This window comes from Klebsiella sp. M5al (assembly GCF_002090195.1).
Classification (GTDB): Bacteria; Pseudomonadota; Gammaproteobacteria; order Enterobacterales; family Enterobacteriaceae; genus Klebsiella; species Klebsiella grimontii.
Map to the genome: position 1 here is coordinate 4,016,241 of NZ_CP020657.1, position 14,663 is coordinate 4,030,903.

Below are 14,663 nucleotides of genomic sequence, written 5' to 3' on the forward strand. Positions count from 1 at the left end.
TCACCGCCGTCCGCGGGCCGGGTAGCCCGGACAGGCGCGTCAAGCGCCGCCTCCGGGGAAAAGCAGCGGCTGAAACCAGCAGAGAGCGGCCGCGCGATTCATGCCCTGTAAAGATTTGCCGCCCGCTGATCGCCAAAGATACCCGGCTGATATTTACTCCCCTCCCCCACGGCGCTACAATGCCCGCCCTTAATGTGGGGGCACTCCCCAACTCGCCGCACCGGGTGCGGCGAATCTGACCTGTCATCAGAACGAGAAAATCATGTTTAAACCGGAACTCCTTTCCCCGGCGGGAACGCTGAAAAATATGCGTTACGCTTTCGCTTATGGCGCAGACGCCGTGTATGCGGGCCAACCGCGCTACTCGCTGCGCGTGCGTAATAACGAATTCAATCACGAAAATCTGCAGCTCGGCATCAACGAAGCCCACGCGTTGGGTAAAAAGTTCTATGTGGTAGTCAATATCGCGCCGCATAACGCCAAGCTGAAAACGTTTATTCGCGATCTGAAGCCGGTAGTGGAAATGGGGCCGGATGCGCTGATCATGTCCGATCCGGGGTTAATTATGCTGGTGCGCGAGAATTTCCCCGACATGGATATTCACCTCTCGGTACAGGCTAACGCCGTCAACTGGGCGACGGTCAAGTTCTGGCAGCAAATGGGGCTGACCCGCGTGATTCTCTCCCGCGAGCTGTCGCTGGATGAGATCGCCGAAATTCGCAGCCAGGTGCCGGAGATGGAAATTGAAATCTTCGTTCACGGCGCGCTGTGCATGGCCTACTCTGGCCGCTGCCTGCTCTCGGGCTATATCAACAAACGCGATCCCAACCAGGGCACCTGCACCAACGCCTGCCGCTGGGAGTACAACGTTCAGGAAGGCAAAGAAGACGACGTCGGCAATATCGTTCACAAGCACGAACCGATCCCGGTGCAGAACGTCGAGCCGACGCTGGGCATCGGCGCGCCCACGGACCAGGTGTTTATGATTGAAGAAGCCAAGCGTCCGGGCGAATATATGACCGCGTTCGAAGATGAACACGGCACCTACATCATGAACTCGAAAGACCTGCGCGCGATTGCCCACGTTGAGCGCCTGACCCAGATGGGCGTCCACTCGCTGAAAATCGAAGGCCGCACCAAATCACATTACTACTGCGCCCGTACCGCTCAGGTCTACCGCAAGGCCATTGACGACGCTGCCGCAGGCAAACCGTTCGACGCCAGCCTGCTGGATACTCTGGAAAACCTCGCTCACCGTGGCTACACCGAAGGCTTTCTGCGCCGCCATACCCACGATGACTACCAGAACTACGAGCACGGCTACTCCGTGTCCGAACGCCAGCAGTTCGTCGGCGAATTTACCGGCGAGCGCAAAGGCCAGCTGGCCGCGGTGGCGGTGAAAAACAAATTTTCCGTCGGTGACAGCCTGGAGCTGATGACCCCGCAGGGCAACGTCAACTTTACCCTTGAGCATATGGAAAACGGCAAAGGCGAAATCATGCCGGTCGCGCCAGGCGATGGCCACACGGTATGGCTGCCCGTTCCGGAAGATATGGCGCTGCAGTATGCGCTGCTGATGCGCAATTTTGCGGGTCAGACGACCAGAAACCCACACGGAAACTAGTTAATCGGGGTTATTTTTTCACGATGTAAAGATATTAGAAACGGATCACATACCGTTTCGTTCAAAGCAGATATCATCCATTTCGCTGAAAAACATAACCCATAAATGCTAGCTGTACCAGGAACCACCTCCTTAGCCTGCGTAATCTCCCTTACGCGGGCTTATTTTTTTATCTCTCCCCCATCCTTCCCTTTCTTCATGCGGTACACTTTATGCATTACTGAGCAACAAAGGTCCCCTGATAATGTCCACGTTTCCAGCCAGCTTACTGATTCTGAATGGCAAAGGCGCCAATGAACCGTCGCTACGAGAGGCGGTTAAATTGTTACGCGACGAAGGAATTGATATTCACGTCCGCGTGACCTGGGAAAAAGGCGATGCCGCTCGGTTTATCGATGAGGCCCTGAAGCTGAATGTCGAAACGGTGATTGCCGGCGGCGGCGATGGCACCATCAATGAGGTGGCGACGGCGCTGGTCGAGCGCGACGGCGATATGGCGCTGGGAATTTTACCGCTGGGCACGGCGAACGACTTCGCTACCAGCGTCGGTATCCCCCAGGAATTGGCCAGCGCCCTGAAGCTGGCCATTGTTGGCCGCGACGTGGCGATAGATATTGCGCGGGTTAATGATAAGACCGGTTTTATTAATATGGCCACCGGCGGCTTTGGCACCCGAATCACGACCGAAACCCCGGAGAAACTCAAGGCCGCGCTCGGCGGCGTCTCTTATTTAATCCACGGCCTGATGCGTATGGACGCGCTCAAACCGGACCGCTGCGAAATCCGCGGCGAGAACTTTCACTGGCACGGCGATGCGCTGGTCATCGGCATCGGCAACGGACGCCAGGCCGGAGGCGGCCAGCAGCTGTGCCCGGAAGCGTTAATTAACGACGGCCTGCTGCACCTGCGCATCTTCACCGGCGAAGAGCTGATCCCTACGCTGTTCAGCACCCTCGCCAATCCGGAAAACTCACCGAATATTATCGACGGCGTCTCATCGTGGTTTGAGATAACCGCTCCCCATGAGATGACGTTTAACCTCGACGGCGAACCGCTAACCGGCAAAACCTTCCGGATGGAGCTCTTACCGGCCGCGCTGCGCTGCCGACTGCCGCCCGACTGCCCGCTGTTACGCTAATCAGGCTTCGCAAAGTAAAGACGGCGCCCGGCTGGTATACAGCAGCCGGGTACGCTCGTTAAGCCGCTGGATGTTCAGGTAAAACGGCACCTGCGGCTGCAGGAAAAACGAGGGCAGGATGCGCTTTATGTGCTCCTCCTGCTCGGTCTCGCCGATGCTGGCCGAGACGGTTTCTGAACGCAGGAAGTAGTGCCGGCCGTCGCGGGTAAAGCTAAACCAGATGTTCTGATTAATAGTAAACGAATCGCCCTGCGGCGGCGTAATTTCCCCGCGAACAATCACCAGCCCGCGGCTGCTATCAAATACATAGCGTAACGAAATATCGCCCTGGTAACCCGCGCTAAATAGCCGCAGCTCCCCGCTACACTGAAAATGGTTGCGCTGCCAGTATTGCCAGGATTTTATTGCTACCCCAGTTAATATGCCGATAAATACGATAGTGATTAACCAGTTAATTTCACGCCGGCGCATTGACTACCTCCTTAATGTAATATTTGGTGAGGCATTGATTATCACGCCATTGACTAAATTTTTGCTGACAGCTAATCACCGAAACGCGGGCTCCCCCAGGATAAAGCGTCAAATAAACCCACGAATATTTTTCACAATCAAATTTGCTACGATTGATAAAAGTCGTATGCCGAACGTGATCTACCACATCATTATTGGCAAAAAAATGACATTGTTGCGAAAATTTAGCATTAATGGGCACATAACTTTGCAAATAAGAGTCGAATTCTGTGTACCACGCAACAAAACCGCCCACCAGACAGCTCAACAGCGCCGCAAGCCCCCACAGAAGAGAGCTTCGCGGCCTTAACCGCTTTTTTCCCGGCACACTCGCAGCAGCGACCTCCTTATGCCCAGGCTCGTCAACGTGCGGGCGTTGTTCCTCCGCGACCGGCGTCTTTTCCGCCTCGTCCGGCTGAAATTCCGTCATCGTTAATGTCGCCTCCAGCCTGACGCCCACTCTCGGCACCGTAATAATAATATCTTCCTCGACGCCCAGTTCCTTAAATGCGCGGCGCAGCAGGGAAATATTCTGATAGAAACCGTTGCTGGTCACCTGGGCACCATGCTTTATCCACACTTCCTCGAAAAAGGTTTCACGGGCTACGTTTTTGCCATCCTGCTGAATAAGCAGCAACAGGCAGCGGCTGGCCGGCATATTTAATGATACCGCTTTCGTCTCGTCAGCAATGAGTATTAAAACGCTACGTTGCGGAGTAAATTCCACTATTCCATTAATCGTATATTTTTCCATCCTGTTCCCTGAGCGTGGTAATCATGTGGATGAGCGGCATGGGTACCGTATTTTAAATACGATAATCCTCCATGACGGAGATGACAGCTTAAGATTTTTCGCAAGCGAGTTTACTCTATTACTCAGCGGATCTGGAGGCACAATACGCAGTTTTTCCTTGCTATTAACAAGGTTTAAGCGAATTTACAGAAGGGATGATTTTGCACTTTAAACAGAAAATGGTCGTTTATGTCATTAAAAACCATAAATATAAATTATAGTTTCATATAATTTCATTTATACGAAAGATATAATCATTTTAGATCTAAACACCACTTTTACATTAATATACGATATTTATAACTATAAATACATATAATTTCAATCTTTTATCTAAAAAATGGCGCACACTCCGGTAGAGAATGCGCCATATTGCCTAATAGGCAGCCACCGCCCGCGCCATTTCGCGCGTATATTGCTGGCTGGCGTTAACCAGCATCTGCGTATAGGCCGTTTGCGCTTCGCCGTTGACCAGCGCGTCCACCGTCAAAGTTTCGAGGATCTTGCCGTACTGCATCACCGCTACTTTCTGGCATAAGTGGGCAATAACGCCCAGATCGTGGGTCACCATCAGGTAAGTGAGCTTCGCCTCCTGCTGCAGCTCCGCCAGCAGGTTGAGGATCTCGGCCTGCACCGACACATCCAGGGCCGATGTCGGCTCATCCAACAGCAGCACACGTGGCTCAAGGATCAGCGCTCTGGCAATCGCCACGCGCTGCCGCTGGCCGCCGGAGAGCTGGTGCGGATAGCGTTCGCGAAAGGCGCGATTGAGGCCCACTTTGTCCAGCAGCGCATTGATCCGCCGGTCGCGATCGCGAATGCGATGAATCTGTAACGGCTCTTCGAGGATGTCGCCAATGGTGTGACGAGGATGCAGCGAACCGTACGGATCCTGAAAAACCATCTGCACCTGCCGGCAGCGCTCGCGGTTAATCTCGTGGCCTAAACGCTGACCATCGATTGCCAGCTCCCCCTGCCAGTGGGTAAACAGCCCCGCCAGACACTTCAGTACCGTGGTTTTACCGGAGCCGGACTCGCCCACCAGACCGTAGATCTCGCCGGGCTTAACGTGGAAACTGACCTCATACAGCACCTGATTGCGCTTCTCCCCTTCGCCGAACGCGAGGTTGAGATGTTGAACTTCAATCATCATCCGCTCCTTATTCCGTTAACCAGCTGGCCTGACGCTGCAGCACCGGCAGTATCGGGCGACGATGCTGCATATCCGGCAGCGAGTTAATCAATCCCTGAGTATAGGGATGGCGGGCGTTATCGAGATCCTTAGCGGCGATGGACTCCACCACCCGTCCGGCGTACATCACCAGCACGCGGTCGCAGAAGCTGCGCACCAGGTTGATATCGTGGCTAATAAAAATCAGCCCCAGCCCGCGCGACTGAACCAGGTCATCCAGCAGGCCCAGCACCTGCAGGCGCACCGACACGTCCAGCGCGGAAGTGGGTTCATCGGCGATCACCAGCTCCGGGTCGGTAATCAGCATCATGGCGATCATGATGCGCTGCCCCTGCCCGCCGGATATTTCATGCGGATAAAGCTGATAAACACGCTCCGGCTGGCGAATACGCACCACCTCCAGCATCTCCAGCGCCTTTGCTTTGGCCTCATCTTTACGCCCCGGATGATGGGTAAGCCAGGCCTCGGCGATTTGCTTGCCGACGCAGACCACCGGATTGAGCGAATATTTCGGGTCCTGCATAATCATGGAGATACGCTTACCGCGTACGCCGCGCATCTGCGCTTCGCTAAGATGCCGCAGGTCGAGGTCGGCAAACTGCATCCGGGCGGCGGTGACGCGGGCTTTTTTCGGATGCAGCTGCAGCAGCGCGCGCCCAACGGTGGACTTACCCGAACCGGACTCGCCGACAATCGCCAGCTTTTCGCGCCCCAGCTGGAAGGAGACGCCGCGCACGGCATGGGTCACCGCGCTGCCGTTAACAAAGTCGACGCACAGATCGCGTACGTCGAGCAGCGGAGCATTACTCGCTGCGAGGATCGAGGATGTCACGTAGGCCATCTCCTAAAAAGTTGAACGCTAAGCTGTTGATCAGAATCGCCAGCCCCGGAATCGTAACCACCCACCAGCACTCCATCATATAAGTGCGCCCGCTGGAGATCATCGCCCCCCACTCCGGCTCCGGCGGCTGGGCGCCGAGGCCGAGAAAGCCCAGACCGGCCGCGGTCAGAATGATCCCCGCCATATTCATGGTGATGCGGATAATCACCGACGGCAGACACAGCGGCACGATATGTCGCCAGAGGACGCGGGCCGATGACGCGCCCTGCAGACGTACGGCGGAGATAAAATCGGCCTGGCGCAGAGAGAGGGTTTCGGCGCGCGCCAGACGGGCAATCGGCGGCCAGGCGGTAAGCGTGATGGCAATAACCACGTGCTCCAGCCCCGGACCTAAGGCGGCGACGAACGCCAGCGCCAGAACCAGACTCGGGAAGGAGATGAAAATATCGGTAACGCGCATCAGCACCATATCGACTTTGCCGCCGAAATAGCCGGCGCTGACGCCGAGCAGCAGCCCGAGCGGACCGACGGTCACCGAGACCAGCAGCACGATGTAAAGCGTGATGCGCGAGCCGTACACCAGGCGGCTAAAGATATCCCGGCCAAACTCATCGGTGCCGAACCAGTGCTGCGCGTTCGGCGCGACCAGCGCGCTGTTCAGGTCCTGCACCAGCGGGTTATAAGGCGCAATCAGCGGCGCGAAAATCGCCACCACCAGCAGAAGAAAGATAATTCCGCCGCCGATCGCCGTTAGCGGGTTGCGCGCCATTTTGCCGATAAACCCGGCCGTCCGCGACGCCGCGCGCCGCAGCCGCTGGCGGCCTTCACCCGTGCCGTCGGAAAGCGGCGAATCCAGAGAAACGGTCATGATTTTGTCCTCGGGTCAAAGAATTGATACAGCATGTCGGAGAGCAGGTTGAGCATCACGAAAATTACCCCCACCAGCAGCACGCAGCCCATCACCGCATTCATATCGCCCAGCAGCAGGCTGCCGGTGAGATAGGAGCCAAAGCCCGGCCAGGAGAAGACGGTTTCAATCAGTACCGCGCCTTCCAGCAGCGCGCCGTAGGCCAGCGCCACCACCGTCAGCAGCTGTACGAGGATATTGCGAAACGCGTGGTTCCAGATGACCTGACGCTCGGTCAGCCCCTTCACCCGCGCGGTAATAATGAACTCCTGCGACAGCTGGGCTAGCATAAAGCTGCGGGTCATGCGGCTGATGTAGGCCAGCGAGTGAAAGCCGAGCAGCGAGGCGGGGAGAATCAGGTGGTTAATCGCGTTCCAGAACACCTGCCCGTTGCCCGCCAGCAGCGCATCGACGGTCATTAAACCGGTACGCCGCGGTACGATACCGTCCAGCCCGAGGTCTACCCGACCGGCGCCGCCCACCCAGCCAAGCCAGGCGTAGAACAGCAGCAGCCCCATCATCCCCACCCAGAAGATCGGCGTTGAGTAGCCCGCCAGGCTGATAATGCGTACCACATAGTCGGAAATACTGTTGCGTCGCGCCGCCGCCAGCACGCCCAGCGGGATGCCCAGCCCGGCGCCGACGAGAATCGCCATCGTCGCCAGCTCCATGGTGGCCGGGAACACGCGGATAATATCGTCCACCACCGGTTTCCCGGTCAGCAGCGCGTTGCCCAGATCGCCGTGCAGCAGGTTGACGAAATAGATCCCAAACTGGGTGGTCAGCGATTTATCAAACCCCAGCTGCTGGTAAACCTGCTGATAGGTACTCTGATCAGCGTCCGGGCCGACAATCGCCAGCACCGGGTCGATGGGCATAACGCGGCCGATGGTGAAGGTCAGCAGCAGCAGGCCGAACAGGGTAATCACCACCTGCAGCAGCCGTTTTGATAAGCGCCGGCCGCGTGAGCCGGGCGCAAGGATTGCGGTGCTCATCCTTTCTCTCCTTCGCGGGTTTTGTAGACGTCACGCAGAAAAGTGGTGGCGGAGGGGTGCGGCTGATACTCCCGCACCTCGTTGCGCACCACCACCGAATCGACCATCTGCGAAAGCGGAATTAACGCCGGGATCAGCTGGTCGTAGCGCGCCTGAATGGCCTGGTAATCGGCGACCTGCTTTTGCGCATCGCGCTCCAGCAGGGCGTGGTCAATCATTGAATTGAGCTGCGGGTCGTAAAAGCCGGTGCGCCAGCCCTGGAAGTTGGTCAGGCGCGCCTCATCGCTGTTATCCGGGTTATAGACCAGCGCGCGCAGGCTGGAGTGCGGATGCGGCTCCATGCCGCTGCCGCCGCGCCCCACCAGCAGGTCAAATTTACGCTCGCGCATCGCGCCGTAAATCTGGTTACCGGTGCCGGTGATGATTTTGGCGTTAATCCCCGCCTGCATCAGCGTCGACTGCACGGCGATGGCGATATTGAGAAACGGCTGATCCGCGAGCACCCGCAGCGTGGTATTAAACCCGTTGGGATAGCCCGCTTCCGCCAGCAGCTTTTTCGCCCGCGCCACGTCCAGCCTGTAGCCAGGATCGGGCAGCGTTGACGGCATACCCGCCTTAATCGGCCGCTGATGCAGCACCCCATAGCCCGGCATCAGCGCTTTATTGATGCCCTGATAATCAATCAGATAGCGCACCGCTTCGCGCACTTTCGGGTTAGCGAAGTGCGCCTCTTTCATGCTCATCGCCACGTAGTACATGGTGCCGCGCTGCACCGCGTCGACGGTCAGTTGAGGGTCGCCGCGCAGGGCGTTGATGTCGGAAACCGCCATATTGTTGGCAATATCGAGGTCTCCTTTTTCGATCATCAGGCGCAGGGTTTGCGACTCCTGGAAGTGGCGCAGCACCACGCGGCTCATTTTCGCCTCGCCGCGCCAGTAGTCAGGATTGCGCTTCATGCGCAGCACATCTTTTGCCTGCCAGGTTTCCAGCGTGAACGGCCCGGAACCGGCTTCATGGGTGGTCAGCCAGCGGTTGCCCCAGTCATTATCCTGCTGGTGGCTTTGCACCGTTTTGCTGTCCAGCACCCCGAGGTTGCCCAGCGCCGCCAGCGAGTAGATAACCAGCTGCGGGTCGTTATCTTTCGGCAGCACGATCTGCACCGTGAAGCTGTCCGGCGCGCTGACCTGGCCGTCGATATTTTTCTTACTAAAGCCGTAAGACTTCCACACCGAGGCCTGCGCGAGGTTGAGATGCAAAATACGCCGCATCGACCACACCACGTCGGCGGCGGTCAGCGGGTTGCCGGAGTGAAACTTCACGTCGTCGCGCAGATGAAAGGTCAGGGTTTTACCGTCCGGGCTGATGTCCCAGGATTTCGCCAGCGCGGGCCTGACGTTGGTGAGCTGCTCAGGATCAAGCTCCACCAGCGAGTCGTAGAGGTTAACCACGATCCCCACCACTTCGTTCCCGGTCATCGCCGCCGGGTCAAGGGTGAGCAGGTTATTCATATTCATGCCGATGATGAGCTGATCCGGCGGCGTTTTCGCCAACGCCGCCCCGCTCCCCATCGACACGGCGAGCGCGAGTAAGCACGCTGCCAGTAAGGAGTTTTTTTTCATATCTATCGCCTGTAGGGTACTCAGGCGTCGCGACTCAGCACGCGCCTGTTTTTTTAGTTATTCATCAGTCGTGGCTAACGGTATTGGCTTCGATCCAGGCAAAATTAATGTCTTCGCCGAGACCCGGACGCTGGGACAAATGCACAAAGCCCTGGTCATCCATAGGATCGACAATGCTGTTGAGATAGGCCGCCGGCTCATCGTAGTCGAGGAATGGATGCAGCAGTCCGCGCTCGTACCAGCGGCAGTTGCGGATCGCGCCGACCACCGCCAGGCTTGCCGCGCCGTTGCCGTGGACTTCGCAGTCCATACCGAAGGATTCCGCCAGCGCCGCCACCTTCATGGTGGGGGTAATGCCGCCCACGCCGTTGGCCCCGGCGCGCAGGATGTCGCAGGCTCCGGCTTTCACCCACTCGGCGCGCATATGGTGCTTGCCGCCGAAGCTCTCCGGTCCGACGATGGGAATCGACAGGTTTTCCGCCAACCACGCGTAGGAGGACATCGAATCCTCCTCCATCGGCTCTTCAAACCAGGCGAAGTTGAGTTTTTCCAGTTCTTTGCCAATCCACAGCGCCTCGGCGCGGCTGTACCAGTGATAGCCGTCAATCATCAGGTCGATATCCGGCCCTACCGCTTCGCGCACCGCCGCGCAGGCTTTAATGTCCATCTTCGGATTGGGCGCAAAAGCGATCGGCGGCATCCAGGTGTGCAGCTTGATGGCCTTATAGCCGCGGGCGACCAGCTTTTCGGCAAAGGCGGCATACTCCTCCGGGGTCGACAGACCGCCCGGCAGATCGTCGCCGCACATGGTGCTGCCGTAGGCGGGGACGGTATCGCGATAGCCGCCGAGCAGTTTGTACACCGGCATATTAAGCTTGCGGCCAATCAGGTCCCACAGCGCCTGTTCAACAAACGACAGCGCGCGCTCGGTCAGCTGATGGGCGCTGCCGCGCTGCCAGTGGTTAAGATCCTGCCAGATACGCTCGCGGTTAAACGGGTCCTGCCCCACCATCACCTTGCGAAAAAAGGTGTTCACCACGAACGGGCGTACCACTTCCGGCGGTGCAAACGAAAAACCCCGGGTGCCATCATCGGCGGTAATGGTCAGCATCGCCATTTTCGCCATGCTTTCCGCTCCCGGATGGGAGTGCCCGGCGCTGTCGGAAACCCGACGCGTGGGATACTGGAAAACGGTGACATTTACAGATTCAATTTTCATGCTCGGTCCTTATCACGGCCAAATCCGATCTATAGAGGTAAATCGGTAAAGTGGTTTCACATTATTGAAAAAACGTTTCAATATCTAATCTAAGCACAATTACGTAGCAGTGCCTCGGACAAACACCGCTAAGCAAGGCAATAAATTTGGGCATTGGCACAACAGGACGTGACTGTTTTCACAAAAGATGGGCGATATGTGAGAAGGATCGTCATGGTGAAAAAGGGGGCGTGAGCGCAGAAAAGAGAGTGACCGACCGGGTACATCCCGAGATGTTCTGCGCCCACGAAAGAGTCAGTTATTCGACCGCTTCCGCCGCTGCGGTGAGGGTTTCCAGCAGCTCAGGTAAAGCCTGATAGCGGCCAGCGGCGGCCTGGAAGCGCGCATGCTGGCTATCTTCGGCAATAATCACCGTGGCGATCCCTGCGGCCCGGGCCGCGCTAAAGCCGTTGAAACTATCTTCAATCACCAGGCACCGGCTGGCGTCGAGATTGAGCTTACGCAACGTCGTCAGATACACCGCCGGATGCGGCTTGCCCTGCGCTTCATCATCCGCGCTGGAGATAACGTCAAAATAGTGCCAGAGCGAGAGCTTGTTCAGCACCGCGGAGATAACCTGCCGGGATGAAGACGTGGCGAGCGCAATCTTATAGCCCGCGTGGCGAAAATAGCGTAACGCCTCATGCACCCCGCGCATCGCCTCGCCTTCGGCGGCGATCAGGCCGGTGATACGCTGCAGTATGGCCTCTTCAAGCCGCTGCGGGGCGAGGTCAAGCTGGCAATACTGACACCAGGTGCGGGCAATGTCGTCGAGGCGTTTACCTTTGGTCAGCCTTTCGCACTCCTCATCGCTCGCCGTTGCCCCCCAGCGGGCGAGGGCTTCGATTTGCGCCCGTCGCCACAGGGATTCGGAATCAATAATGACGCCATCCATGTCAAAAATTACTGCCTGAATACTCATCATCCACCTCGTTAAGGCTGGCATGCCGGGCATGCCAGCCGCATTACCTTAAGAGAACTCCACCTGCTCGCCGGCCGGCGCTTCCTTGCGGGTAAAACCCGGCTGCTCGACGCGAATAAACGCGCAGAGGAAAAAGGCCGCCACATACAGCGCGGTATAGGCGATCACCACCCCGATAGTGCTGAAGAACGGCAGTAAAATCACCGCAATGGCCGGCGCGAGAAAGTTCGACATCCCCGCCGACAGGTTGTAAACCGAAATGGCCGCCCCTTTGTGCTTCGGCTCCAGCGCCGGGAAGACCGCCGCCAGCGGTACGAACGCGGCGACAAAGATCCCGAGGGCAATGGCCGGAATCATCGCCATCGCGAAGTTATGTCCGAAATGCTGCGGAATGTAGTAAAACGCCAGGCTGGAGAGCGCCATGCCGATGCAGCCAAACCAGCGCACCACCTTCATCCAGCCCAGTTTTTCCCCGAGAATGCCCCACAGCACGTTAGAGAAAATGGTGGTGAAGAAGAACACCGCCCACACCTGCAACCACTCGGAGGTGGTAAAGCCCAGCTCATCGACAAACATCATCGGCATAATCACCGCGAAGCCGAACAGCGAGAGGGTATTGATAATCCGCACCATGCTCGACAGCAGAATATTGCGGTTGGTATAGAGCAGCGTCGCCGCGCGCCCCAGTTCGGAAAACTTCTCGCGGGTGGTCAGGTTCTGCATATGGCGCGGCGTTTGAATATGGCGCAGGGAAGCCAGCGCGATGATGCCGCCGGTGACGCAAAAAGCCAGCGCCAGCCATAGCGTCCCCAGCTCGCCGATATGCGGAATGGTAAAGCTCGGAATATAGCTGCCGAAAACGCCGATGCCGATCGAGTAAACCGCCCAGAACCAGCCGATCGCCGAGCTGGCGTTATCGCTTTTCACGTTGTGGATAATGGCCACGATAAACGAGTAGAGGAACAGCGGATACGCGAAGCCGCGAATACCGTAAAAAACGAGGATCAGCGCATAGTTCGCATGGCCGAGGCCGAAGACGAGAAACAGCACGTGGAACACGCACCACAGCACGAAGCCAATCATCATGGTTTTCAGCGGGGTAATAATTTCCGCCACCACGCCGGAGATCCACGCCGACAGCGCCGCGGCCAGGCCGTAGAGGGTAAAGGCAAATGAAGCCTGCGCCGGAGAGAAGCCGAGCTCTTTGATGTAATGCGAGAGAAATGCCAGTTCAAAACCGTCGCCGGTCATGAATACGGCAATGGCGATGTATCCCCAGAGCAGGTTCAGGGGTAAGCCGAGCCACTGTTTATTATTGATAGACATAATGACCTCGTTTTAGGGTACAGGAGGCCGTTCCGGTCAGTTCACCGGAACGGTTATCGTGATAAAAATTAGTGCTGCCGATAGTTCAGATCGTTTAAATACAAGGCGTTAAACTGCGCGTAGCGGCGCATCAGGGTCTGATGGCGTACCGGGTCAGCGCGCCAGGTCTGCCAGACCTCCGGTTTTTCACACACGGCGGCAAGCGGTTTGCCCGCCGCCAGGCAGGCCAGCCGCGCTGCGCCCAACGCGCCGCCGGTTTCTCCCCCTTTGTGGGTCACCACCGGCATATCGAGAATATCGGCCAACAGCTGCGCCCAGAACGGGCTGCGGGCGCCGCCGCCAACCAGTGAACATTGTTCGATCCGCGTCCCGCTCTCTTTCAGCACCCGCAGGCCGTCGTTGATGCCGAAGCTCACGCCTTCCAGCACCGCATAGCCGAGCTGGGCGCGCAGGCTGGAGTGGGTCATGCCCCAGAACATGCCGCGCGCGTCAGGATCGTTGTGCGGAGTACGTTCGCCGGAGAGATAGGGTAAGAAGAACGGCGCATGGGCCTTCTCCTCCTCGCTAAGTTGGGCAATCTCCTCCAGCAGCGCCACCTCCGTGGTGCCGGTCAGGCGGCAGAACCACTGCAAACAGCTGGCGGCGCTGAGCATGACGCTCATCTGATGCCACAGATTCGGCAGAACGTGACAAAAGGCGTGTACCGCCGACTGCGGCGCCGGACGATAGGCGTCGGTCACCACAAACAGCACCCCGGAGGTGCCAAGCGAAATAAACGCGTCTCCCGGCGAGACCGCGCCGACGCCGATGGCGCTGACCGCGTTATCGCCGCCGCCTCCGGCAACCGCTACCGAGGCGTTCAGCCCCCAGCGCTCGGCCACCTGCGGGTCAAGCGTGGCGGACACCTCGCAGCCTTCGACCAGGGTCGGCATCTGGCTGCGCGACAGGCCGCACTTATCCAGCAGAGAATCGGACCAGTCGCGCTTCGCCACGTCCAGCCACAGCGTCCCGGCGGCGTCCGACATATCGGAGACTTTCTTACCCGTCATCCGGTAGCGCAGATAGTCTTTCGGCAGCAGCACCGTGGCGGTGCGCTGAAAGTATTGCGGCTCGTGGCGGCGTACCCACAGCAGCTTCGGCGCGGTAAAGCCCGGCATCGCCAGGTTTCCCGCCACCTGATGCAGCTCCGGCGCCATCTCTTCCAGCTCCGCGCACTCCGCGGCGCAGCGGGTGTCGTTCCACAGAATGGCCGGGCGAATCACCTCCCCCTCGGCATCCAGCAGGACCGCGCCGTGCATCTGCCCGGAAAGGCCGATCGCTTTAATGGCCGGCCAGTGCTGGGCGCATTTTTCCCGCAGCGTGGCCATCAAATACTCCGTCGCCTCCCACCATGACTGCGGCGACTGTTCTGACCAGTGCGGATGGGGACGCTGAATACTCAGCGGCGCGCTATGGCTGGCGATAACCTCATTGTTCTCATCAATGACCAGCGCTTTGACTTCCGATGTGCCGAGATCGATACCCAGATACATAGCCAC

13 protein-coding genes are annotated in these 14,663 nt (G+C 58.0%); 2 read left to right on the forward strand and 11 right to left on the reverse strand.

Annotated elements, in window-relative coordinates; all coding sequences use genetic code 11:
* Positions 1-262: 262 nt before the first annotated feature.
* Together yegQ and yegS are read left to right on the forward strand one after the other, a co-directional pair.
* Positions 263-1,624: a tRNA 5-hydroxyuridine modification protein YegQ gene (gene yegQ / locus BWI76_RS19280; RefSeq protein ID WP_004138658.1), complete on the forward strand. Its 1,362-nt coding sequence runs from the start codon at positions 263-265 to the stop codon at positions 1,622-1,624.
* Between the two features lie 244 nt (positions 1,625-1,868).
* A complete protein-coding gene (gene yegS / locus BWI76_RS19285) occupies positions 1,869-2,762 on the forward strand; it encodes a lipid kinase YegS (RefSeq protein WP_004138656.1) in 894 nt (297 codons plus the stop codon).
* Here yegS and BWI76_RS19290 read toward each other — a convergent pair whose 3' ends face one another.
* The 11 genes from BWI76_RS19290 to xylB form a co-directional block, all read right to left on the reverse strand.
* Entirely contained in the window at positions 2,763-3,233 is a 471-nt protein-coding gene (locus BWI76_RS19290) for a hypothetical protein (RefSeq protein ID WP_004138654.1), read from the reverse strand. It abuts the gene before it with no gap.
* The gene (locus BWI76_RS19295; protein ID WP_004138652.1) at positions 3,220-4,026 is read right to left on the reverse strand and encodes a winged helix-turn-helix domain-containing protein; all 807 of its coding nucleotides are present in this window, start codon (positions 4,024-4,026) and stop codon (positions 3,220-3,222) included. Before BWI76_RS19295 ends, BWI76_RS19290 begins: the two co-directional genes overlap by 14 nt.
* Before the next feature lie 415 nt (positions 4,027-4,441).
* Positions 4,442-5,215: an ABC transporter ATP-binding protein gene (locus tag BWI76_RS19300; protein ID WP_049131862.1), complete on the reverse strand. Its 774-nt coding sequence runs from the start codon at positions 5,213-5,215 to the stop codon at positions 4,442-4,444.
* A gap of 10 nt (positions 5,216-5,225) precedes the next feature.
* The gene (locus tag BWI76_RS19305) at positions 5,226-6,089 is read right to left on the reverse strand and encodes an ABC transporter ATP-binding protein (protein WP_004138651.1); all 864 of its coding nucleotides are present in this window, start codon (positions 6,087-6,089) and stop codon (positions 5,226-5,228) included.
* A complete protein-coding gene (locus tag BWI76_RS19310) occupies positions 6,061-6,966 on the reverse strand; it encodes an ABC transporter permease (RefSeq protein ID WP_004138649.1) in 906 nt (301 codons plus the stop codon). Before BWI76_RS19310 ends, BWI76_RS19305 begins: the two co-directional genes overlap by 29 nt.
* Positions 6,963-8,000, reverse strand: coding sequence for an ABC transporter permease (locus BWI76_RS19315; RefSeq protein ID WP_004138648.1), 1,038 nt, complete (start codon positions 7,998-8,000; stop codon positions 6,963-6,965). Before BWI76_RS19315 ends, BWI76_RS19310 begins: the two co-directional genes overlap by 4 nt.
* Positions 7,997-9,619: an ABC transporter substrate-binding protein gene (locus tag BWI76_RS19320; RefSeq protein WP_004138645.1), complete on the reverse strand. Its 1,623-nt coding sequence runs from the start codon at positions 9,617-9,619 to the stop codon at positions 7,997-7,999. Before BWI76_RS19320 ends, BWI76_RS19315 begins: the two co-directional genes overlap by 4 nt.
* Positions 9,620-9,683: 64 nt before the next feature.
* Positions 9,684-10,838, reverse strand: coding sequence for a mandelate racemase family protein (locus BWI76_RS19325; RefSeq protein WP_024359170.1), 1,155 nt, complete (start codon positions 10,836-10,838; stop codon positions 9,684-9,686).
* Between the two features lie 298 nt (positions 10,839-11,136).
* Positions 11,137-11,799, reverse strand: coding sequence for an HAD family hydrolase (locus tag BWI76_RS19330; RefSeq protein ID WP_049087591.1), 663 nt, complete (start codon positions 11,797-11,799; stop codon positions 11,137-11,139).
* Between the two features lie 48 nt (positions 11,800-11,847).
* Positions 11,848-13,125, reverse strand: coding sequence for a D-arabinitol transporter (gene dalT / locus BWI76_RS19335; protein WP_004138639.1), 1,278 nt, complete (start codon positions 13,123-13,125; stop codon positions 11,848-11,850).
* 68 nt (positions 13,126-13,193) lie between these two features.
* The gene (gene xylB / locus BWI76_RS19340; RefSeq protein ID WP_064371592.1) at positions 13,194-14,657 is read right to left on the reverse strand and encodes a xylulokinase; all 1,464 of its coding nucleotides are present in this window, start codon (positions 14,655-14,657) and stop codon (positions 13,194-13,196) included.
* Positions 14,658-14,663 lie beyond the last annotated feature (6 nt).